21 protein-coding genes (1 of these 21 running past the window's edge) are annotated in these 21,742 nt (G+C 72.1%); 9 read left to right on the forward strand and 12 right to left on the reverse strand.

Annotation, left to right across the window (positions count from 1 at the left end; translation table 11 throughout):
* On the reverse strand, positions 1 to 1,796 hold the 5' portion of the coding sequence (dnaK, locus tag ACFOVU_RS20595; RefSeq protein ID WP_378536110.1) for a molecular chaperone DnaK. It extends 64 nt beyond the left edge of the window; only the first 1,796 of its 1,860 coding nucleotides appear in the window; its start codon is at positions 1,794 to 1,796; its stop codon lies beyond the left edge, outside the window.
* A gap of 434 nt (positions 1,797 to 2,230) precedes the next feature.
* On the opposite strand from dnaK, the gene ACFOVU_RS20600 reads away from it, so the two are divergent.
* A complete protein-coding gene (locus ACFOVU_RS20600) occupies positions 2,231 to 4,390 on the forward strand; it encodes a (Fe-S)-binding protein (protein ID WP_378536112.1) in 2,160 nt (719 codons plus the stop codon).
* A gap of 26 nt (positions 4,391 to 4,416) precedes the next feature.
* On the opposite strand, the gene ACFOVU_RS20605 is transcribed toward ACFOVU_RS20600, so the two are convergent.
* Positions 4,417 to 4,638: a hypothetical protein gene (locus ACFOVU_RS20605; protein ID WP_378536114.1), complete on the reverse strand. Its 222-nt coding sequence runs from the start codon at positions 4,636 to 4,638 to the stop codon at positions 4,417 to 4,419.
* A 228-nt stretch (positions 4,639 to 4,866) separates the two neighbouring features.
* Positions 4,867 to 5,394 (reverse strand): gamma carbonic anhydrase family protein, encoded by a 528-nt coding sequence (locus tag ACFOVU_RS20610; protein WP_378536471.1) that lies wholly within the window; start codon positions 5,392 to 5,394, stop codon positions 4,867 to 4,869.
* Positions 5,395 to 5,761: 367 nt separating this feature from the next.
* Here ACFOVU_RS20610 and ACFOVU_RS20615 point away from each other — a divergent pair, with 367 nt between their 5' ends.
* The gene (locus ACFOVU_RS20615) at positions 5,762 to 7,069 is read left to right on the forward strand and encodes a hypothetical protein (protein WP_378536115.1); all 1,308 of its coding nucleotides are present in this window, start codon (positions 5,762 to 5,764) and stop codon (positions 7,067 to 7,069) included.
* 168 nt (positions 7,070 to 7,237) lie between these two features.
* The gene (locus tag ACFOVU_RS20620; RefSeq protein WP_378536117.1) at positions 7,238 to 7,687 is read left to right on the forward strand and encodes a GNAT family N-acetyltransferase; all 450 of its coding nucleotides are present in this window, start codon (positions 7,238 to 7,240) and stop codon (positions 7,685 to 7,687) included.
* A 55-nt stretch (positions 7,688 to 7,742) separates the two neighbouring features.
* Here the strand turns inward: ACFOVU_RS20620 and ACFOVU_RS20625 are convergent, their stop codons facing one another.
* Entirely contained in the window at positions 7,743 to 9,284 is a 1,542-nt protein-coding gene (locus ACFOVU_RS20625; protein ID WP_378536119.1) for an MDR family MFS transporter, read from the reverse strand.
* Between the two features lie 393 nt (positions 9,285 to 9,677).
* Here ACFOVU_RS20625 and ACFOVU_RS20630 point away from each other — a divergent pair, with 393 nt between their 5' ends.
* The 3 genes from ACFOVU_RS20630 (at position 9,678) to ACFOVU_RS20640 (ending at position 11,759) form a co-directional block, all read left to right on the forward strand.
* Positions 9,678 to 10,265 carry a TetR/AcrR family transcriptional regulator gene (locus ACFOVU_RS20630; protein WP_378536121.1) on the forward strand — a complete coding sequence of 196 codons (588 nt, stop codon included), beginning with the start codon at positions 9,678 to 9,680 and terminating at the stop codon, positions 10,263 to 10,265.
* Positions 10,266 to 10,518: 253 nt separating this feature from the next.
* Positions 10,519 to 10,977 carry a C40 family peptidase gene (locus ACFOVU_RS20635; protein ID WP_378536473.1) on the forward strand — a complete coding sequence of 153 codons (459 nt, stop codon included), beginning with the start codon at positions 10,519 to 10,521 and terminating at the stop codon, positions 10,975 to 10,977.
* Positions 10,978 to 11,141: 164 nt separating this feature from the next.
* Positions 11,142 to 11,759, forward strand: a complete 618-nt coding sequence (locus ACFOVU_RS20640; protein WP_378536123.1) for an acyl-homoserine-lactone synthase — start codon at positions 11,142 to 11,144, stop codon at positions 11,757 to 11,759.
* Positions 11,760 to 11,790: 31 nt separating this feature from the next.
* Here the strand turns inward: ACFOVU_RS20640 and ACFOVU_RS20645 are convergent, their stop codons facing one another.
* From ACFOVU_RS20645 to ACFOVU_RS20680, 8 genes are all read right to left on the reverse strand, one after another.
* Positions 11,791 to 13,308, reverse strand: coding sequence for a hypothetical protein (locus ACFOVU_RS20645; RefSeq protein WP_378536125.1), 1,518 nt, complete (start codon positions 13,306 to 13,308; stop codon positions 11,791 to 11,793).
* 127 nt (positions 13,309 to 13,435) lie between these two features.
* Positions 13,436 to 14,071: a YigZ family protein gene (locus ACFOVU_RS20650; protein WP_378536127.1), complete on the reverse strand. Its 636-nt coding sequence runs from the start codon at positions 14,069 to 14,071 to the stop codon at positions 13,436 to 13,438.
* A 300-nt stretch (positions 14,072 to 14,371) separates the two neighbouring features.
* On the reverse strand, positions 14,372 to 14,641 hold the full coding sequence (locus ACFOVU_RS20655; protein ID WP_378536129.1) for an HPr family phosphocarrier protein: 270 nt from the start codon (positions 14,639 to 14,641) through the stop codon (positions 14,372 to 14,374).
* A gap of 80 nt (positions 14,642 to 14,721) precedes the next feature.
* Positions 14,722 to 15,669, reverse strand: coding sequence for a 1-phosphofructokinase (pfkB, locus tag ACFOVU_RS20660; protein WP_378536131.1), 948 nt, complete (start codon positions 15,667 to 15,669; stop codon positions 14,722 to 14,724).
* Positions 15,670 to 15,706: 37 nt separating this feature from the next.
* Entirely contained in the window at positions 15,707 to 16,747 is a 1,041-nt protein-coding gene (locus tag ACFOVU_RS20665) for a zinc-dependent dehydrogenase (protein WP_378536133.1), read from the reverse strand.
* Complete coding sequence (locus ACFOVU_RS20670; protein ID WP_378536135.1) at positions 16,744 to 17,229, reverse strand: PTS sugar transporter subunit IIA; 486 nt, start codon at positions 17,227 to 17,229, stop codon at positions 16,744 to 16,746. The genes ACFOVU_RS20665 and ACFOVU_RS20670 overlap by 4 nt, the downstream gene beginning before the upstream one ends.
* Positions 17,219 to 18,658: a PTS mannitol transporter subunit IICB gene (locus ACFOVU_RS20675; RefSeq protein ID WP_378536474.1), complete on the reverse strand. Its 1,440-nt coding sequence runs from the start codon at positions 18,656 to 18,658 to the stop codon at positions 17,219 to 17,221. The genes ACFOVU_RS20670 and ACFOVU_RS20675 overlap by 11 nt, the downstream gene beginning before the upstream one ends.
* 143 nt (positions 18,659 to 18,801) lie before the next feature.
* On the reverse strand, positions 18,802 to 19,563 hold the full coding sequence (locus ACFOVU_RS20680; protein ID WP_378536136.1) for a DeoR/GlpR family DNA-binding transcription regulator: 762 nt from the start codon (positions 19,561 to 19,563) through the stop codon (positions 18,802 to 18,804).
* 172 nt (positions 19,564 to 19,735) lie between these two features.
* On the opposite strand from ACFOVU_RS20680, the gene ACFOVU_RS20685 reads away from it, so the two are divergent.
* The 3 genes from ACFOVU_RS20685 to ACFOVU_RS20695 all read left to right on the forward strand — a co-directional run bounded on the left by ACFOVU_RS20685 (position 19,736) and on the right by ACFOVU_RS20695 (position 21,705).
* Complete coding sequence (locus ACFOVU_RS20685; RefSeq protein WP_378536138.1) at positions 19,736 to 20,431, forward strand: helix-turn-helix transcriptional regulator; 696 nt, start codon at positions 19,736 to 19,738, stop codon at positions 20,429 to 20,431.
* A 33-nt stretch (positions 20,432 to 20,464) separates the two neighbouring features.
* Positions 20,465 to 20,929, forward strand: coding sequence for a DUF3291 domain-containing protein (locus ACFOVU_RS20690; RefSeq protein ID WP_378536140.1), 465 nt, complete (start codon positions 20,465 to 20,467; stop codon positions 20,927 to 20,929).
* 128 nt (positions 20,930 to 21,057) lie between these two features.
* Positions 21,058 to 21,705, forward strand: coding sequence for a superoxide dismutase family protein (locus tag ACFOVU_RS20695; protein WP_378536141.1), 648 nt, complete (start codon positions 21,058 to 21,060; stop codon positions 21,703 to 21,705).
* Positions 21,706 to 21,742 lie beyond the last annotated feature (37 nt).

The raw sequence follows: 21,742 nt of genomic DNA on the forward strand, positions 1-21,742 counted from the left end.
TCGTCGTCGGCGGTGGCCTGCGCGCCGGTGTCGGCGGCGCCTTCGGCGCCGGCCTGCTGCTGGCCCTGCCCGTAGATGGCGGAGCCGATCTTCTGGCTGGCCAGGGCGACCTTCTCGCTGGCGGTGCGGATGGCCTCGACGTCGGTGCCCTCGAGCGCCTTCTTCAGCTCGCCGACGGCGTCCTCGGTCTCGGACCGGACGTCGGCCGGGATCTTGTCCTCGTTGTCCTTGATGACCTTCTCGGTCTGGTAGACGAGGGACTCGGCGTTGTTGCGGACCTCGGCGTCCTCGCGGCGCTTGCGGTCCTCCTCGGCGTACTGCTCGGCGTCGCGCACCATGCGGTCGATGTCGTCCTTGCTCATGGCCGACCCGCCGGAGATCGTGACCGACTGCTCCTTGCCGGTGCCGAGGTCCTTGGCGGTGACGTTCACGATGCCGTTGGCGTCGATGTCGAACGCGACCTCGATCTGCGGGACGCCGCGCGGCGCCGGGGGCAGGCCGGTGAGGTCGAAGACGCCCAGCTTCTTGTTGTACTGGGCGATCTCGCGCTCACCCTGGTAGACCTGGATCTGCACGGACGGCTGGTTGTCGTCGGCCGTGGTGAAGATCTCCGACCGCTTGGTCGGGATGGTCGTGTTCTTCTCGATGAGCTTGGTGAACACGCCGCCCTTGGTCTCGATGCCCAGCGACAGCGGGGTGACGTCGAGCAGCAGGACGTCCTTGACCTCGCCCTTCAGCACACCGGCCTGGAGCGCGGCGCCGATGGCGACGACCTCGTCGGGGTTGACGCCCTTGTTGGGGTCCTTGCCGCCGGTGAGCTCCTTGACCAGCTCCACGACCGCGGGCATGCGGGTCGAGCCGCCGACCATCACGACGTGGTCGATCTTGTCGACACCGAACCCGGCGTCCTTGATGACCTGGTGGAACGGCTGCTTGGTGCGCTCCAGGAGGTCGGCGGTCAGCCGCTGGAACTCCGCGCGGGTGAGCTTCTCGTCGAGGTGCAGGGGACCCTCGGCCGAGGCCGTGATGTAGGGCAGGTTGATGGCGGACTCGCTGGAGCTCGACAGCTCGATCTTCGCCTTCTCGGCGGCCTCGCGCAGCCGCTGGAGCGCCATCTTGTCCTTGGACAGGTCGACGCCGTTGTTGTTCTTGAAGCGCTCGACCAGCCAGTCGACGACCGCCTGGTCCCAGTCGTCGCCGCCCAGGTGGTTGTCGCCGTTGGTGGCCTTCACCTCGACCACGCCGTCGCCGACCTCGAGGAGGGAGACGTCGAAGGTGCCGCCGCCGAGGTCGTAGACCAGGATGGTGGCTTCGTCCTCCTTCTCCAGGTGGTAGGCCAGGGCGGCGGAGGTGGGCTCGTTGATGATGCGCAGGACGTTGAGGCCCGCGATCGTACCGGCCTCCTTGGTCGCCTGGCGCTGGGAGTCGCTGAAGTAGGCCGGGACGGTGATGACGGCGTCGGTGACCTCTTCGCCGAGGTAGGCCTCGGCGTCGCGCTTGAGCTTCTGGAGCACGAACGCGCTGATCTGCTGCGGCGTGAAGCTCTTGCCGTCGATCTCGGTCTTCCAGTCGGTGCCGATGTGGCGCTTGACCGACCGGATGGTCCGGTCGACGTTGGTGACCGCCTGGCGTTTGGCGACCTCCCCGACGAGCACCTCGCCGTTCTTGGCGAAGGCGACGACGGACGGGGTGGTCCGGGCGCCTTCGGCGTTGGCGATGACCGTGGGCTCGCCGCCCTCCAGGACCGAGACGACCGAGTTGGTCGTCCCCAGGTCGATACCGACCGCACGTGCCATGACTACGTCCTCCGTCAAAGTTGAGTCTTACCGGCGTAAGTTTGCTTCGTCGGCTGCGCGCTGTCAAATGACTTGAGTCGGATCGACTCAACACATCTCACACAGTCCTTCAACGGAGGGGGTCCCGGCCGTTGTTCCCGCGTGCGGCGGGTTTTCGCTCCCCCGCCGCCGGCTCAGGGAGATCTCAGGGCATACCCGGACGCCGGGCCCCGGGGGTGCGGGGGTGTTCGTCCCGGCAGGGGAGCAGGGGTGCGGGCGCGCGGGATGGGGTGCGGGGCGGGGCGTGTCCCCGGCGGCGTGCCGCCTCATTACGCTGGGAGCACCTCGCGCGGTCCGGCCCTCGCGCCCACGCGGGGGCTACCCGCTAGTAACATCGGGGGGACTCCGATGTGTGGCGCACCGGAGCACGACACCAGGATGGGAGGCCGCGGGCGATGCTCTACATCGTTCTGGGGGTCGTCACGACCGCCTTCGCCGTGGTCGGGATCGGCATGTTCGCCTACGGCATCCGCCGGATGGTGCGGACCCTCGGTACCGGCCGCCCGATCGAAGCGGCCCGCAAGGGGCCCTTCGGGCGGCGGCTGACGAACACGCTGATCGAGACGCTCGGGCACACCCGCATGCTCAAGTGGCGGTGGGTCGGCGTCGCCCACTGGTTCGTCATGGTGTCGTTCCCCGCCCTGGTGTTCACCGTGGCCGAGGCGCACGGTGAGGTGTGGGACCCCCACTTCCACCTGCCGCTCATCCACGACTGGACCCTCTACGGCCTGGCCATCGAGGCCATCGCCGCGACCAGCCTCGTCTCGATCATCGCCCTGGCGGTCTACCGGCAGGTCAGGGGCGCCCGGAGGCTCGGCCGCGCGTCGCGCTTCGACAACTCCCGGCACTGGACGGCCTACTACGTCGAGGGCTACATCATCGCCCTCCTCGCCTGCATCTTCGTGATCCGCGGGTTCAAGGTCGCCATGGGCGACTTCCCGTTCCCCGTGTGGGCCACCCCCGTCTCCCACGCCGTCGGCGCCGTCCTGCCGCCCAGCGAGCCCGGCCTGGCCCTGGTGGCAGCGTTCAAGCTGGTCATCTCGTGGCTGTTCTTCATGGCGCTGGCCGCCGTGCTCACCATGGGCATCGGCTGGCACCGCTTCACCGCCCCGTTCAACATCTACTTCAAGCGCAACGACGACGGCTCCCCGGCGCTGGGCGCGGCGAAGCCCATGCTCGGCAAGGACGGCTCCCCGCTCGACTTCGAGGAGGCCGACCCCGACGAGGACCCCTTCGGCGTCGGCAAGGTCGAGGAGTTCACCTGGAAGGGGCTGCTCGACTTCACCACCTGCACCGAGTGCGGCCGGTGCCAGTCGCAGTGCCCCGCGTGGAACACCGGCAAGCCCCTCTCGCCCAAGAAGCTCGTCATGGACCTGCGCGAGCACGCCTACGCGAAGGCCCCCTACCTGCTCCAGGGCATCGACGAGGAGACCCCCGACATCCACGACGACGTCCTCTCCCTGCTCGGCAGGCCGCTGGTCGGCACCGAGGAGGAGGGCGGCGTCATCCACCCCGATGTCCTGTGGTCCTGCACCAACTGCGGCGCCTGCGTCGAGCAGTGCCCGGTCGACATCGAGCACATCGACCACATCCTCGACATGCGCCGGTACCAGGTGATGATCGAGTCCAGCTTCCCCTCCGAGGCCAACACCCTGCTCAAGAACCTCGAGAACAAGGGCAACCCGTGGGGGATGAGCGAGGACAAGCGCCTCGACTGGATCTCCGAGCTGGACTTCGAGGTCCCCGTCGTCGAGGACAAGCTGCCCGAGGGCACCGAGTACCTGTTCTGGGTGGGCTGCGCCGGGGCGCTGGAGGACCGCGCGAAGAAGACCACGAAGGCCATCGCCGAACTGCTGCACATCGCGGGCGTGAAGTTCGCGGTCCTGGGCGGCATGGAGGCGTGCACCGGCGACCCCGCCCGGCGGCTGGGCATGGAGTACGTCTTCCAGATGCTGGCCCAGCAGATCGTCGAGACGCTCAACGACGCCGGCGTCACCCGGATCGTCGCGAGCTGCCCGCACTGCTTCAACACCCTGGGCAACGAGTACCCGCAGCTCGGCGGCGACTACGACGTCGTCCACCACAGCCAGCTGCTCGCCAAGCTGGTGGAGGAGGGGCGGCTCACCCCGGTGCAGCCGATCGAGGAGAACATCACCTACCACGACCCCTGCTTCCTGGGCCGCCACAACAAGGTCTACACGCCGCCCCGCGACATCATGGCGCAGGTCCCCGGTGTCACCACCGTCGAGATGCACCGCCACAAGGAGCGGGGCTTCTGCTGCGGCGCGGGCGGCGCGCGCATGTGGATGGAGGAGCGCATCGGCAAGCGCATCAACACCGAGCGCGTGGACGAGGCCCTGACCACCGACCCCGACACGGTCTCGACCGCCTGCCCGTTCTGCCAGGTGATGCTGGGCGACGCGATCAACGAGAAGAAGTCGCGCGGCGAGGCCAAGGAGTCGCTCGAGGTGGTCGACGTGTCGCAGCTGCTGCTGCGGTCGGTCAAGGGCGACGCCGCCCCGGCGGAGGGCGAGGCGGAGAAGGAGAACGCCTGAAGCCTGCCGGGGGTGCCCGGGACCCCTCAGCCCGGGAAGTGGGGGCTGGGGGTCCGGCGGTGGCGGCGCGGGTGCGGGGGGCGCGGATCGCGGCGGGAGCGCCGGGGCAGCACGCCCAGCACCGCGTCGAGTTCGGCGATGGTGAGCCGGCGATCGGCCGTGGCCACCGCGATCAGGACTTCGGCGTAGAGCTCGATTTCGGCCAGCGCCACGCGGTCGTGCAGGCGCGTGTCGATGTCGGAGTCCAAAGCGCGCCCACCTCCGTAGAAAAGGGCTGCGGGGGCGCGACCCGCCCTGTACGTGGGGTGGCGGGAGGCGGCCCGTATCCCCGGAGCCCGCGGGCCGTGGAATCGGATCGGGCATCCCACCTGACGGTAAGGCTACGCTCCGGTAGCCCCGCGCCGCATGACCCAGACGGGCCATTCCGGGCCGCCGCCGGATAGTCCTCCGGCGGTATCCCCGCCCCTGGCCAGGGGCTAGCGCCAGTCCACGGCGGCGTGGCCGCGGGCGCGGGCAGCGTAATTCTCGGGGGTCGCGGCGAAGCCGGCGCGGTCGGCATCGGTCAGCTCACGCACGACCCGGCCGGGCACGCCCGCCCACAGGACACCGGGCGGGACCACCTTGCCCGGCGGCACCAGCGCGCCAGCCGCGACCAGGGCGCCGGCCCCCACCCGGGCGCCCCCTAGGACGATCGCGCCGATCCCGATCAGCGCCCCCTCCTCGACCACCGCCCCGTGCACCATGGCCTTGTGCCCGAGGCTCACGCGGTCGGCCAGGACCGCCGGCTCGCCGGGATCGGAGTGCAGGCCGCACTGGTCCTGGATGTTGACCCGGTCGCCCACGACGATGTCCTCGGTGTCCGCGCGCAGCACGCAGCCGTACCAGACGCTGCTCTCGGCGCCGATGCGCACGCGCCCCACCACCACGGCCCCCGGGGCGATCCAGGCATCAGGATGGATCTCCGGCCGGCCGAAAACGGCGTCACCCACTCGGGCACCGGACACATTCGACACGTCGCGCCTCCTTGGATCGCGCGAGAGTATGCCGTAACGGAATGGCCGATCGGCCCCGCGCCCCGCTGATCGCGCATACCTTAGTAGGCGAACTAACGGGGTCGTCCCGGCGGGCCGTGCGCGGGAGCGCTCCGGCCCGGCCATTGAGGGACGGGCGCGGCGCCACTACGGTGGTCGAACCCCTTCGCGTCCGCTCCGTCACACTTCGCACTGACTCGGGTTCCCTGCCGTTGTCGTCCGTCACACCCCAAGATTCGTCAAATAAGGGCCACAGATGAGTGTTCCGGGCGTTATGGGAATGATAGGCAGGGAGCCGGGCCACCTTCCCTGACTTGCCGTCGACCTGGTTGATTAGGACATGAACGAGCACACACCGGAAATCCTGCCGAACCTACTCCGAGAAGAAGCCTTCCCGACCGAGAAGCGCGGCTACAACAAGCGCCAGGTCGACGACTACGTCGTCCGCAACCACAACCAGACCCGCGACCTTCAGGAGCGGCTGGCACGGGCGCACGACGAACTGGAGCAGCTCCGCCGGGACCTCACCGAAGCCAAGGAGAAGGCGGCGGTCAAGCCCGAGCACGAGCAGATCAGCGAGCGCATGTCCACGATCCTCCGCATCGCCGAGGAGGAGGCCAAGGACAAGCGCGCCAAGGTCCAGGGCGAGGTCGAGTCGATCCGCGCCAAGGCCGACGAGGACGCCGCCCGGCGGATGAAGGACGCCGAGGAGCACGCCGAGCGCGTGGTCGCCAGCGCCCGGTCCGAGGCCAACGACATGATCACCAGCGCCCGCCAGGAGACCGAGCAGCTCCGGGCCCAGGCCAAGCAGGACAGCGAGCGCCGGATCAACGACGCCGAGGCCCGCGCCAAGAAGATCAACGACACCGCCGACCGCCGCCTGGCCACCCTGACCGCCACGCACAACGAAGCGGTCCGCCGGCTCGGCGACATGCACGGGACGCTGGCGGAGCTGCTGGGGGCCGAGAAGGCCGCGGGGCCGCTCGAAGCCGGGCTCTCCCGCGAGGAGCACGAGCAGGCCGCCGCGAAGAAGGCCGCCGCTTCCGCCGCGTCCGCCAAGCAGGGGCCGCAGAAGCCGCAGGGCGCTTCGAACACGGCCGAGCCGCAGAACCAGCAGAACGCCCAGGGGGGCCGCCCGGCCCAGGGCGGCCAGGGCACGCCCGCCGCGGCGCAGACCGGGCAGGGCGCGGTGCGCCAGCAGCCCGCTCCGCAGCAGCAGGCGGTCCGCCAGCCGTCCGGCCCGCAGGCGTCGCCGGTCCGCCAGCCGTCGGGCCCGCAGGCGCCGGTGAGCGCGCCCTCCGGCCCCCAGGCGCCCGTCGCGTCCAAGGGTGCCGCTCCGGCTCCCGCCGGCGGCCAGGCCACCGGCGCACCCGCTCCGGCTCCCGCCGATGACGAGGCCACCGTGCAGCTGAACCCGGCGGCGGCCGCGCAGGGGACCGCCGCCCAGCCGGTGCGCCCGGCCCCGGCGCGGCCCCAGGGCGCGCGCTACGGTGCACCCGGACCGCAGCAGCCCGCACCGCAGCAGGGAGCGGCGGGCGCCGCCAACGACCCCGGTGTCACCGCCATGCACCAGCGCTCCGACGCCGCTGCTCCGCAGCAGCCCGGCGGCGGCGAGGTGCACGAGGGGGTGCGCATCATCAAGCCGTAGGCGCACCGGCGCCCCCGCACGGGGGCGCCCGGCGGCCCGTTCACGGGCGCACCGCGCGCTCGTTCATGTCGGGCACCAGGGGGAGGCGGCCTCCTCCTGGTGCTTTTCATGCCTGGTTGGGGGGCAGGTCGGCCTTGTGGGCCACTGTCGGCTACGATGCCGAAAGCCATGATTATCCGCGCGGCCATCCGGTCCGACCTCGGTGCGATACTGCGGCTCCTTCGCGACCTCGGCGACACCACGCCCACGCAGAGCGGCACCGTCCGCATGTCCTCCGCCGCCGTCCGGGCCTGGACCCGGATGGAGGGCGACCCCGATCGCACGGTGCTGGTGGCCGAGCGCCGCGGGCAGATCATCGGGACCCTGGACCTGATCGTGGTCGCCAACCTCACCCATGACGCCCAGCCGTGGGCGGTCGTCGACAACGTCGTGGTCGACGCCGGGTGCCGGCGCCGGGGCGTCGGCCGCGCGCTGATGGACGACGCCGTCGACCGCGCGGCGCGCGCCGGCTGCTACAAGATCGAGCTGCTGTCCCACGAGAGCCGCGGCAGCGCCCACGAGTTCTGCCGCGCCCTGGGGTTCGCCGACTCCGCCGAGGGGTTCCGCCGCTACCTCTGAGCCGTCGCCACCTCTGCGTCGGCACCGGGGGGCCGCCCCGATGCCGGCGGCGGGTTCAGCTCCGGGAGCGCAGCGGTGTGTGCTTGAGGAAGAGCGCGAAGGCCAGGCCCAGCACGGCGATCGGGATGCCCATCAGGAACACGGTGTGCATGGAGTCGCTGAACGCCTGGAGCACGGTGTCCTGCACCGCTGCGGGCAGTGCCCGGATGGCCTCGGGCGACCCCAGGGCCGATTCCGACAGGCCCGCGGCCGGGGCGCCGTCGCCTGATGCGGCCTGGGCCTGCGCGGCCAGCGCGGCGAGCTCGTCGTGCAGGCGGGTCGTCATGACCGCGCCGAAGGCGGCGACCCCGACGGCGCCGCCCAGGTTGCGGAAGAACGACACCGCGGAGGTGGCCGCTGCCATGTCGGACCGCTCCAGGGCGTTCTGGGTGGCTAGGATGAGGATCTGCATCGACAGGCCCAGCCCCAGGCCGATCAGCGCGACGCCGGAGCCGACCAGCGCCAGGCTGGAGCCCACATCGAGCAGGGTGAGGGTGGCGAACCCCAGGCCCATCAGCACCATCCCTGCGACGGGGTAGACCTTCCAGCGTCCGGTGCGGCTGGTGAGGTATCCCGAGGAGATCGACGCAGCCAGCAGGCCGAGCACCATGGGCAGGGTCATCAGGCCGGAACCGGTGGGGCTCATCCCCTTGACGATCTGGAGGTACTGCGGGAAGTAGATCATCACCCCGAACATGCCCATGCCCACGGTGAGCGAGGCCAGCGAGGCCAGCACGAAGGTGCCGTTGCGGAACAGCCGCGGCGGCAGGATGGGGTCGGCGGCGCGGCGCTCGGTCAGGACCGCGGCCACGGTGAGCGCGACGGTGCCCCCGGCCAGGGCGAGGGCCGGCGCGGAGGTCCAGGCGAACTCCTTGCCCGCCAGGCTGAGCAGCAGCATCAGCGCGCTGGCGGCCCCCACGATGAAGGTGGCGCCCCACCAGTCGATCCGGGCGTCGCCGCGCGGGCGGACCGGCAGCCGCAGCAGCCGCTGGATGACGATGAACGCGACGACGGCGACGGGCACGGTGATGAAGAAGCACCAGCGCCAGCCCAGCGGGCTGTCGACGAGGAACCCGCCGAGCAGCGGCCCGGCGACGGTCGAGACGCCGAAGACCGCGCCCATGATGCCGGAGTAGCGGCCCCGTTCGCGCGGCTCGACGACGTCGCCGAGGATGATCTGCGGCAGCGCGGCCAGGCCGCCCGCCCCGATGCCCTGCACGAATCTGGCGGCGATCAGCCAGGAGATGTCCTGGGCGAACCCCGCCGCCACCGAGGACGTGATGAACACGACCAGGGCGATCTGGAAGAGGAGCTTGCGGCCCCAGATGTCCGACAGCTTCCCCCACAGGGGTGTGGACGCGGTCATCGACAGGATGGTGGCGCTGGCCACCCAGGCCAGCTGGTCCTGCCCGCCCAGTTCACCCACGATCGTCGGCAGCGCCGTGCCGACGATGGAGGTGGTCAGCATCGAGGTGAGCATGGCCAGCATCAGCCCGGCCAGGATCTCGGCCACCTGGCGTCTGGTGTACCGGGGCACCTCGACATCCGCGACATCCATGTCCGCGGGTAACGCCCCGTCGGCCCGTGCTCGCGCCACCTTCTGCTCCACTTCGCCGTCCCCCATGCAGATCGCCCATCCCTGCCCGGAACCGCTCCCTGTTCCCCGCTCAGCCTGCGGGGCGCCTTCCGAGCACGCTCGGATTTCCCCGCGCGGGGGGCGCTCTCGTGCGCCCGGTCGGCTCGCTGGTGCGCGGCGCGGCAGCGGCATAGCCGGGGCACGGCATGCCGAACCGCCCGCGCCACCGGGGGGAGGGGGTTCTCGGGTCTCCCCTCCGGTATAAGTAAACACTGTTGACTTGTCAAGCCGGAATGCTAGTCTTCATGGCCCGTGCAATTGCGAGGCGCGATCGCGAACGCCGTGAGCTGTAGGAACGGACGCCTGGGAGCCGTGATGGAGTCGCACGCCACAGATGAGTGCGCCGGCCGGGTGCGCGATCGGGAGGCCACCCGGCAGCGCATCCTCGACAGCGCCCGGGAACTCTTCACCAGCGAGGGCTACACCCAGGTCTCGTCACGGCGCATCGCCGCCCACGCGGGCGTCAACGTCGCGCTGATCAACCGCTACTTCGGCGCCAAACGCGGCCTCCTCGCCGAGGTCGTGGCCGAGGACGCCGTGTTCCCCGGCATCTTCGAGGGCGATCCGGCGGTGCTGCCCCGCCGCCTGGCCGAGCACCTGGTGCGCCGCGCCCACGGCCAGAGCACGCCGCTCCAGCGGGCACTGGAGCAGTCCGCCGGCGACCCCGACCTCCAGGCCGTCTTCCAGGAACGGCTGACCAACGCGATCATCGAGCCCTTGGAGCGCGTCCTCGACGGCGACGACGCGCGCGTCCGCGCGACCCTGGCGGCCTCGATGCTGATCGGCATGGGCATGGTGCGGCGCGTCGAGGGCGCGACCGCGATGGTCCGGCACGACCCCGACGACCTGATCGAGCGGATCGCCCGCGTCCTCGGCTGCTGCCTGGAGCCGGCCGCGGGGTGACGCCCGCGGCGGCCGGACATCCGGCGTGCGCCGCGAATCCGCACCGATGGAAATTCCGGCGAAGCGAATACCCATCCTGAATCCGACACGCCGCCGTTGGCGCTTGTGCCGGAATATGAATCGGTCTGTGCTTCCCTGGTGAAATGTGCCCGCCGCACGGATGAGATGCGGCAAACGAGGTGATTCACCGGGGGGACATATGACGGTGGTCAACGCATTAGCCCTGTATTCGCCCGCGCGAAGACCGAGACCGATGGTGCGCGTGGCATTGACCGTCTCCGCGATCGCGACGATCGCCGCAATGGGGCTGACCGTCCCGGAATCCGCGGCGGCCGACCACGTCCCACGCGCCGTTTCGGTGGCCGAAGTCGCCGTGGAACACGCGAAGAGCCGGGTCGGAAAGGCCTACCGGTTCGGCGCCGCGGGACCCGATGCATTCGACTGCTCCGGGCTGGTCCAGTGGTCCTACGGGAAGGCGGGCAAGAACCTGCCCCGCACCACCTATGATCAGTTCACCCAGGGGGTGTCCGTCTCCCGGGAGGAATTGCTCCCCGGCGACCTGGTCTTCTTCTACTCAGGGCCGGGTCACGTCGGAATTTACATCGGATACGACCAAATGGTGCACGCGCCGAGCACCGGAAAAAGCGTACAAATCGTCGACATGACCGAGTACTTTTTCGGCCAAATGGTCGGCGCCCGGCGCATTGTCTGACCATCTGATGGCACGCGCGCGCCCGGATGCGGCGCCGGTGAGAGCGGATCGCGGCCCGAATCGTGCCGCGGCGGGGACACCCGCGATCGGTCGATCACTTTCCGTATGCGAATCGATACGGTGGGTCTGCCGTCGCCCGTCACGCCGAAGGGAGCCGCCGTCCCATGGCCCGCCTCGTCATCGGCCGCGCCGGCGACCCCGGGCTCACGCCCGATCTGCTCGACGCCATGTTCCGGCTCCGGCACGACGTCTTCAAACGCCGCCTGCACTGGAACGTCGCCGCGGCCGGCGGCCGGGAGAAGGACCGGTTCGACGACCTCGACCCGGTCTACGCGATCGCCTGCACCGACGACGGCACGCTCATGGGGTGCCTGCGGCTGCTGCCGACCACCGCGCCCTACATGCTGGCCGACGTCTTCCCGCAGGCGCTGCGCGGCGAACCCGCGCCCCGCAGCCCCGACGTCTGGGAGATGAGCCGCCTCGCCTCGGTGACCGCCGTCGCGCGCAGCGGGCCCCAGGCCCAGGTGCCGCTCGGGCTGACCGCGTCGCTGCTGATCACCGGGGCGGCCGACTATGCGGTCCGGCAGGGGGTGCGGGAACTGTGCGCGTTCACCACGCCGGCCGTCGAACGGATCGGCCGCACTCTCGGCTTCCGCCCGTTGCGCTTCGGCGACGGGAGCCCCATCCGGTACGGCCGGGTGGCGTCGGTGGCGGTGCGCGTGCCGATCGGCCACGACCAGCGGGCCCGCGACCCTCTGGCCCTCCGGATCGGCGGGCGCTGACCGGGCGGAACCGGCCCCGGGACCCGGCCGGCTACCGGGTGGGGCTCGCCGAGACCCCGGGGGCGGGGTCGCCGGGCGGCGGGAACACGAAGCGCTGGCGGTCGCGCACGACCAGGACGTGGCCGTCGCCGGTCGCGGCCTCGACGTAGGAGTCCAGGTCGTCGGCCACGACGTCCTTCGTCTCGGCCTCCAGCACCACCTGCGAGGATTCGGTGTCGTCGGCGCTGCGGGAGTCGCCGTAGACGTAGCCGGACAGGGCGACGGCGGGGACGATCGACCGCTCGTCGGCGTCCTCGAACTCCCAGCGCTGCGCGCCGGTGGCGAGGTCGACCGCGATCAGCGACGCCGCGCCGCTGGCCTGCGGCAGCAGCAGGGTCCCCGTGGCGGGATCGTAGACGGTGCCGGTGACCTGCGCCGGGGTGAACTCGCGGTCGACGGGGTTGGCGCCGGGCTCGGTCAGTGTCCACAGGGTCGCGCCGTCGTCGAGGTCGTGCAGGGACAGCAGCGAGGGGTCCTCGGGGAAGCTCCAGCGCAGGAGCACGGTGGGGCGCGCCTCCGGTGCGCCGCCGTCGGGCTCCCCGCTCGCGGGCGCGTCCTCCGGCTCCCCGGCCGCGGTCGCTTCCGGGCCGTCGCCGGTGCCGGGCAGGTCGTAGTAGCCGACGATCTGCGGCTGCGGCAGCGGCACCCCGGAGTCCCCGGCGAGGGCGGGGTCGTCGCCGGCCACGCTCCACAGCAGCTCGCCGGTGTCGTCACCGATGTCGCGGGCCTGGAACAGGCCGGATCCGTCGGTCAGCAGCAGCGCGTCGCCGTGCGCGCCCACGGGGACGCCCAGGCGGTCGGGGTCCGGGGCCGCGGAGGGGGCGTCCGGGTCGCCGAACAGCGGTGGTTCGGTGTCGCCTTCCTCGCTGCCGTTGCCCTCGCCGTCGCCGCGGCCGTCGGGGTCGCCGGAGTCGCCGGGATCGGCCCCGGGCGGGGGCGTGAACGCGAAGTCCCAGATCTCCGCGCCGTCGGTCCCGCGCACGGTGAAGTCGCCGTAGGGGTCGTCGGCACTCCAGCCCTCGGGGCGGCGCACCACGACGCCGCCGACGTAGGAATCCCGCCCCCCGTCGCCCGACCAGACAGCCTCGCCGTCGTCGCCGACCACGGTGGTGGTGCCGTCGTCCCCGGTGAGGACGAGCACGTCGGACCCGTCGCGGTCGGTGCCGAACCCGTCGACCCGATGGCCGCCCTCCCACAGCGTGGCGCCATCGGCGGCGTCCTGGAGCACGTGCCGCTCCTCGCTGTTGGAGCTGATCAGGAAGGCGTCGCCGACCGCCTGGATCCGCACCCCCATGGGGTCGTCGAGGATGTCCGGGCCGTCCGAGCCCGGCCCGTGCAGGAAGCGCGAGGGCGCACCGGCCACCCCCGGCGGCGGCTCGCCGCCGAAGGAGGTGGGCAGCGGACGGGGCGACTGCGTCGCACCGGGCGGCTGCGCGGGCTCGCCCGTACAGGCGGCGCCCGCCAGCAGCACCGCCACCGCGGCGACCGGTACCCGCGGCCGGAAGCCCATGCCCGGTCACCCCCTGGGACGACGTCGTGTACCGGAATCCTAGAACGGCTTCCCGCCCGTGCACACGCCCGCGGCCCCTGCCCGTCACGCGTCGCGCTCCGCCGCCGCGCCGGGTCAGCCCGGCGGGTCAGCCCGCCGGGTCGTCCACCGGGACCTCGACCGTGGTCTCGCCCTGGGGGGTGCACTCGGCGCGGCCGCCGGTGGACTCGGCGAGCCAGGCGTGGAATGCGGCGACGTCGTCGTCGGCGAGGGCGACGTCGAACCGGACGTCCGCGGCGTACCGGACGTCGCGCACGTGGTGGGCCGACGCGTGCAGGTCGCTCTCCAGCCGACCGGCCAGCAGGTAGTCGGCGGCGACCTCCACGACCGGCAGCGTGCGCCGCTCCAGGACGCCGACCGCGTCGAGTGCGGCCGACACAGCCGCGCCGTAGGCGCGGATCAGGCCGCCGGCGCCCAGCTTGACCCCGCCGAAATAGCGGGTGACCACGGCGACGGTGTCGGTGAGACCGCGGTGCCGGAGCACCTCCAGCATGGGCAGCCCCGCGGTGCCCGACGGCTCGCCGTCGTCGCTGGAGCGCTGCACATCGGCATGGGTGCCCAGCACGTAGGCGGTGCAGTTGTGGGTGGCGTCCCAGTGCAGCCGGCGCCGCTCGGCGATGAACGCACGCGCCTCGTCCTCGCCCCCCGCGCGCTCCAGCGCGCAGATGAAGCGGGACCTGCGGATCTCGGTCTCGTGCTCGCCGCCGTGTCTGATCGTTCTCATAGCCGCCTCCGATCGTACGCGCGGCGGCGCCCCGGCCCCCGCGCAGTTGGGGGCCGGGGCGCCGGCGGGGAGGCGTCCCCTACCTCCCCGCCGGTGGGGCCGGACGTCCGCGCCGGTGCCCGGCCGCGGGCCGAGGGAAGCCACGGGGCATCGGGCACGGGGACGGTCCGGCCGGGAGCCCTGCGCGGCGGACGGTTCCGCGCGGGCGGTCGGGACTGAGTCGGAGGCGGACGGCGGCGGGCCGGCCCGCCGCCACACCGGGGCGTACGGCGGCGGACCGGGGCTCATATGGGCCTGGCGTCACTCGGCGTCGAGGTCCCTTTCCAGCAGGGCGGCCAGTTCGCCGAGGTGGGTGTCGGCGTCGTCGCCGTCGGCGGACAGGACCACGGTGTCGCCGCCCTTGGCGCCCAGGCTCATGACGGTCAGCACGCTGCGCGCGTCGACCGCGGAGCCGCCCTCCTTGGCGATCGTGACCGGCAGGCCGGTGCCCACGACCGCCTGGACGAACAGGGTGGCGGGCCGGGCGTGCAGGCCGACCGACGAGCCGATGACAGCGGTGCGTTCGGGCATGGGTTCTCCCTTAGGTCGTGGAGCCGTTGCGGCGGCGATGGGGGGATGGGTGGACGATGGCGGGGATGGGGGCAGGGCGGTCACAGCTCCTTGACGAGCAGCTCGCGCCCGGGCCCGGTGACGGACTCCACGGCGTCGATGTCGATGTCGCCGGGGCCGGGAACGGTGGTCCCCGGCAGGCCGACGGCGGCCGCCCCCCACGCAACGGCCCGCCGCAGCCTCTCCCCGGGCGGGCCGTCGGTGTGCAGGTAGCCGGCCAGGGCGCAGTCCCCGGCGCCGACGGTGCTGCGCGGGGTCACCGCCGCACCGCCCGCCCACCAGGTCCCGTCCCCGGTCACCAGCAGGGCGCCGTGGGCGCCCAGGGTCGCGAGGACGGCCGTGTTGCCCCAGGCCAGCACTTCGCGGGCGGCGTCGGTGACGTCGCCGATGGTCGGCAGCTCCCGCCCCAGCAGCTCGGCGAGCTCCTCGTGGTTGGGCTTGAGCAGGGCGGTCCCGCCCTGCCGGGCCGCCGCCTCAAGGGGGACACCGGAGGTGTCGATCGCGACCGGGACGCCGTGCCGCGCCGCCAGCCGGACCAGCCGCGGGTAGAAGTCGGCCGCGACCCCCGTGGGCAGGCTGCCCGCCCCCACCAGCCACCGGGGGCCGCGCTCCAGCTCGGCGTCGACCGCTCCGAGCAGGGTGTCGGTCTCGGCGTCGGTGAGGGCCGGCCCCGGCAGGTTCAGCTTGGTGGTGATCCCGTCGGACTCCGCGATGGTGATGTTGCTGCGGGTCGCCGTGGCGATGGGCACGGTGACGGCCGACACGCCCTGGTCGGCGAGGAGCGTCGACAGCCGGCCGCCGCCGGAACCCCCTACCGGCAGGACCGCGGTCGTGTCCTCGCCGTGGCGGCGCAGGACCCGCGAGACGTTGACCCCCTTGCCGCCCGGTTGTGTCCGTGCCCCTTCGACCCGGACCACACCGCCGCGGAGCAGCGCTCCGACCTCCAGGGTGCGGTCGACGCTGGGGTTGGGGGTGACGGTGAGGATCATGTGGCCCTGACCGGATGCGCGGTGGTGAACGTGCGTCTCATGGTTCGATCGTCACCTTGATGGCCTCGCCGGCGATGACGGTCTCGATGGCGGCGACCACGTCGTCGAGCGACTTGCGGTGGGTGATGAGGTCGGCCACGGGGACCGCGCCCGAGGCGATCAGTTCCAGCGCGCGCCGATTGTGGTCGGGGCTGGACCCGTTGGCGCCCACGATGGTCAGCTCCCGGTAGTGCACCAGGTTGGAGTCGCAGGAGATGATCGGGTTGTCCTTGGGCAGCCCGCCGAAGAAGCTGATCCGGCCGCGGCGCGCGGTCATCTGGAGGGCGTCCTCCTGGGCCTTGCCCGAGGCGGCGGCGGTGATGACGACGTCGGCGCCCCGGCCGTCGGTGAGCTTGCGGACCTCGTCGACCGCGTCGGTCTCCGCGCCGCAGATCGCGGCATCGGGGGAGACGGCAGCGGCGGCGGCGTCGAGCCGGCCCCGGTTCAGCTCGACGAGGAAGACGCGCTCGGCCCCGCGCGCCCGCGCCATTCGCACGTGCAGGCAGCCGATCGGCCCGGCCCCGATGACCACGACCGTGTCGCCCGCGCCGACCCGGGCGAGCTCCTGGCCATTGAGGACGCAGGCGAGGGGTTCGGCGACCGACGCCTCGGCGAAGCCGACCCCCTCGGGGATGCGGTTCACGCCGTCGACGGCCAGCACCTTCGCGGGGACGATGAGGTACTCGGCGAACCCGCCGTCGTAGTGGTAGCCCATCGACTCCTGGTTGGGGCAGATCGTCCGCCAGCCGCGGGCGCAGTCGGGGCACTGCCCGCACGGGATGGCCGCGATCACCTGGACGCGGTCGCCGGGCGACCAGTCGCCGGCGCCGTCGCCCACGGCGACGACCTCGCCCGCGATCTCGTGGCCGATCACGCGGGGCGGCGCGATGTGGTGGTGTCCGTGGCGGTGGATCTTGGCGTCGGTGCCGCAGGTGGAGCAGTTGCGCACGCGCAGCTTCAGCTCGCCGGGGCCCGCCTGCGGTTCCTCCGCCTGTTCGATCCGGATGTCTCCGGGCGCGTAGAAACGGGCGACCTTCATCGGGGCTCCTTCACGGGGTCGTCGGTGGTCTGGTCGTTGCCGGACGGGTCGAGCAGGGCGATCACGGTGTCGACGTCGGTGGCGGCACGCAGCGCCTTGGCCTGCTCGGGGATGGACAGGGTGGTGGCGAGGTTGGACAGCACGGTCATGTGCTCGCCGCCGCCGGCGGCGATCCCGATGGCGACGCGGACGTCGTTGCCGTCCCAGTCCACCCCGCCGGGGAACTGGAGGACGGCGAGGGCGGTGCGGCGCACCAGCGCACGGGCGGCGTCGGTGCCGTGGGGGATCGCGACCCCCTCGCCGATGTAGGTCGGGACCGACTGCTCCCGTTCGTGCATGGCGGGGAGGTACCCCGGCTCGACCGCGCCCAGCTCCAGGAGCAGGCGCCCGCACTGGTCGATCGCGTCGGCCTTGGATTCGGCCGTGCACCCCAGCCGCACGGCATCGGGGGTGATGCGCAGGGTCGTCTCGTCAGCCGTCAATGGCCTGTCCTTCCTTGATGGCCTTTTCCAGTCGGTCGAAAGCAGGGTCGCCCAGGTAGGCGTTGAAGGGCACGACGACCTTGCCGGGTGCGTTGCGCCGGGCCCGCTCGGCGAGATTGGTGTGGACCAGGACGACGTCGGCGTCGTCGGGGATCCGGTCCACCGAGGTGTGCGAGACGCCCACCGAGTAGGCGGCCAGCTTCTTGGTGAGCATCGAGGTCAGCAGGGCGCTGCTGCCCATACCGGCGTCGCAGGCGACGACGACCTTTTCGACCTGGGCTCCGTTGATGGTGTTCCCGCCGGCGCCGCTGTCGGTGTCCGTGTCGGCGTCGGCCGCGGCGGATGCGGCGTCGCCCGTTGCGTCGCCGGAGGGCGGGCTCGCGGCGGTGGCGGTCTCGTCCTCCTCCTTGTCCTTCCCGCGGCCGAAGCCGAGCAGAGCGCCGGCGATCAGGAAGGAGACGACGGCCGCCACGGCGACCCCGGCGATGACCCCGACGTGGCCGCCGCGGGGCGTCACGGTCAGGACCGCGATGATGCTGCCCGGCGAGGGGGAGGCGACCAGGCCGGCGCCGGTCAGCAGGAAGACCAGGATGCCGCTGGCGCCGCCGCCGATGGCCGCGAGGATCAGCCGCGGCTGGGCGAGGATGTAGGGGAAGTAGATCTCGTGGATGCCGCCGAAGAACTGGATGATGGCGGCGCCGGGGGCGGTGGCGCGGGTGGCGCGCGATCCGAAGAACATGCAGGCGAGCAGGATCCCCAGGCCGGGGCCGGGGTTCGGCTCGATGAGGAACTGGATGGCGCTGCCGTTCTCGGCGGCGTCGGCGACCCCCAGCGGGCTGAGCACGCCGTGGTTGATGGCGTTGTTGAGGAACAGCACCTTGGCGGGTTCGACGATGATCGACACCAGCGGCAGCAGGCGCGCGTCCATCAGCGTCTGCACGCCGGCCCCGAGGACCCCGGTGATGGACTCGATCACCGGGCCGACGCTCACCAGGCCGATGAGCGCCATGATGCCGCCCAGGATGCCGGCGCTGAAGTTGTCGACCAGCATCTCGAAGCCCGACCGCACGTGCGGGCGCACGGTCCGGTCGAAGAGCTTCATGAAGTACGCGGACAGCGGGCCGATGATCATCGCGCCGAGGAACATCGGGCCGTCGGTGCCGACCACGACGCCCACGGTGGCGATGGCGCCGACCACCGCGCCGCGCTGGCCGTGGACCAGGCGCCCGCCGGTGTAGCCGATGAGGACCGGCAGCAGGTACTTGATCATCGGGTCGACGAGCTGCGCCAGCGTCTCGTTGGGCAGCCAGCCGTCCGGGATGAACATCGCCGTGATCAGGCCCCAGGCGATGAAGGCGCCGATGTTGGGCATGACCATGCCGGACAGGTGGCCGCCGAAGCGCTGCACACGCGATCGCACGCGCTCCATGGCCGGGCGCTGGCGGTCGGGCGGTGGTGCGGGTTTCTCCTGGATCGACATGGGGCCTCCGGCGGTATCGGGCATCACCGAACAGCACCCTTTGGCGGGAGCGCCGGTGAAACGGGGGGTAATGGGGAAGGAAGGGGGTGGGGTCAGGCGAGGACCACCCGCGGGCCCATGGCGCGGATCTCCTCCGCGAGCCCTTCGGCGATCCCGGTGTCGGTGATCAGGCAGTCGAAGTCGTCGAGCCCGGCGAACCGGGTGAAGTGGTCGTTGCCGACCTTGGTGTGGTCGGCGAGCAGGACGAGGCGGCGGGCGGCGCGCACCATGGCGCGCTTGACCATCGCTTCGGCCATGTCGGAGGTGGTCAGGCCGCGTTCGGCGGAGACGCCGTTGGTGGCCATGAAGGCGACGTCGACGTAGGTGTCCTCCAGGACGCGCAGGGCCCAGTCGTCGACGGTGGCCTGGGTGCGCGGGCGCAGCCGCCCGCCCAGGACGAGGAGGTTGATGTTGGGGCGCGGTGTCAGCACCGAGACGATCGACAGTGAGTTGGTGACCACGGTCAGCTCGCGGTCGGCGGGCAGCTGGGCGGCCATGCGCCCGGTGGTGGAGCCGGCGTCGAGCAGGATCGCGCCGTCCTCGGGCAGCTCGGCCAGGGCCGCCTTGGCGATGCGTTCCTTCTCGGCGGTCATCACGGTGTCGCGGACCGTCAGTGCGGGCTCGAACCCCAGGCGCTCGACGGGGATCGCCCCGCCGTGCACGCGGCGCAGCACCCCGCGCCGCTCCAGCGCCGTGAGGTCGCGGCGCACGGTCTCATAGGTCACCTCGAACTCCGCGGCCAGCGCCGCGACGTCGACGCGGCCCTCGGTCCGCGCCCGGCGCAGCACCGCCTGCTGGCGTTCTTCGGCGTACATGTCCCATCACCTGCGTTTCACCGTGGTCGAGACCGATGCTAGGAGCTATGAGCTGGACCACACAAGACTTGATGTTGTTTTTTTTGGTTTTACTTGGCTTTGGTAGGTGTTCGCCGGTGGGACGGGTCGGTGCGGCCGCCCGCGCGCCGCGCGGCGGACGCACAATGGAGCCATGAGCGAACCCGGGACGGACGCCGACGATCCCCTGGCCGCGGTGGGCGTGCTGGCCGAGCCGCTGCGCCGCCGCCTCTACCGCCACATCGTGGACCACGGGGGTGACGTCACCCGCGCCGCGGCGGCCGACGCCGTGGGGGCGCAGCGCACCCTCGTCGCCTTCCACCTGGACAAGCTGGTCGAAGCCGGGCTGCTGGAGGTCTCGCGCGGCAAGGTCTCCGGGCGCGACGGGCCCGGGTCGGGGCGGCCGGCCAAGCTGTACCGGCGGGCCGGCCGGGAGCACAGCGTGCAGCTGCCGCCGCGCGACTATGCGACCGCGGCCCGGGTGCTGGCCGAGGCGGTGCTGCGCGAGGGAGCCGAAGACGCGCTGCATACGGCGGCCCGCGAAGAGGGGGTCCGCCAGGGGAAGGCGCTGGCCCCGGACGAGCGGCCCGACGCGGCCGGCGGCCTGGCGCGGTGCCTGGAGCGCAACGGCTATGAGCCGGCGCCCGACCCGGCCGACCCCGCGGTGCTGCGGCTGCGCAACTGCCCGTTCCACGCGCTGGCGCGCGACTACCCGCCGCTGGCCTGCGGGATGAACCTGGAGCTGCTGCGCGGGGTGCTGGAGGGGGCGGGTGCGGCCGGATTCTCGGCGCGGATGGACCCGGTGAAGGGCGGGTGCTGCGTGGCGATTTCCAAAAACAATGAATCTTGACATAGAAAGGCGGCGCGTGGTGTGCTGACCGGCATGAGCCCCTCCCACCACCTCGCCCAGCTCAACATCGGCACGTTCACCCACCCCCTGGACGACCCCCGGATGGCCGGGTTCACCGGCATGCTCGACCCCATCAACGCCCTCGCCGAGGCCAGCCCCGGTTTCGTGTGGCGCCTCGTCGGCGAAGGGGAGAACGACGCCACGAGCCTGCGCCCCCTCGGCGACGACGGCCCCGACACACTGATCAACCTCTCGGTGTGGGAGTCGGTGGAGTCGCTGTGGGAGTTCACTTACCGCACCGGCCACATCGACCTGCTGCGCCGGCGCCGCGACTGGTTCGTCCACATGAAGGAGGTCCAAGCGGTCCTGTGGTGGGTCCCCGCCGGGCACACCCCCACGGTCGGCGAGGCCCTGAAGCGCCTGGAGCTGCTGCGCGACCGCGGCCCCTCGGCGGACGCCTTCACCTTCAAGGACACGTTCCCTGCTCCGGCCCCCTGACCAGGGGCGGGGCCCCGCCGCGGTCCCCGGATCCGGATGCGGGTGAATCGGCGGTTCTCCCGTGACGATGCGGTCGCGTTGGGTAGCGTTCTGAGTGGATGCGCGCCCAACGACACCGGGAGAACGACGTGCCCCTGACCCGAACCTTCTTCGGCCTGGCCCTGTCCGTGCTGCTCCTTGCGGGGTGCAACAACGGCGGCGGGGGCGGCGGCGGATACGACGAGGGCAACGACGACGCCGCCGAAGGCGCCGAATCGGACGGTACGAACCGCGAGGAGTCGGACGGCACGAACCTCGAGGAGCTGGCCTCGGTGTCGGCCACGTTCGAGGCCGCCGACTCCGGCGCCGATGCGCTCACCTACTCCGAGGCCGTGCCCGAAGGCTCCACCATCGACGTCCGCGTCGTCGCCAACGTGGCCGGCGGAACCGACTTCTCCATCCGCCTTGACGGCCTCGAACCCGACCGCGACTACGGCGCCCACGTGCACACGGATCCGTGCGGGCCCGACCCCGACGACTCCGGCCCGCACTACCAGAACCGGGAGGACCCCGAGCAGCCCTCGACCAGCCCGCGGTTCGCCAACCCCGAGAACGAGGTCTGGCTCGACTTCACCACCGACTCCGACGGCGCGGGCGGCGCCCAGGCCGGGGTCACCTGGCAACCGCGCGAGGGCGAGGCCAACTCCGTCGTCGTCCACGAGCACCACACCCACACCGGACCCGACGACTCCGGCACCGCCGGAGACCGCCTGGCCTGCGTCAACGTCCCGCTGTAGCACCCACGCGCAGCGACCGGTATCCGCAGACGCCCCG

It is taken from the genome of Nocardiopsis sediminis, from assembly GCF_042650565.1.
In the GTDB taxonomy this organism is placed as follows: domain Bacteria; phylum Actinomycetota; class Actinomycetes; order Streptosporangiales; family Streptosporangiaceae; genus Nocardiopsis_B; species Nocardiopsis_B sediminis.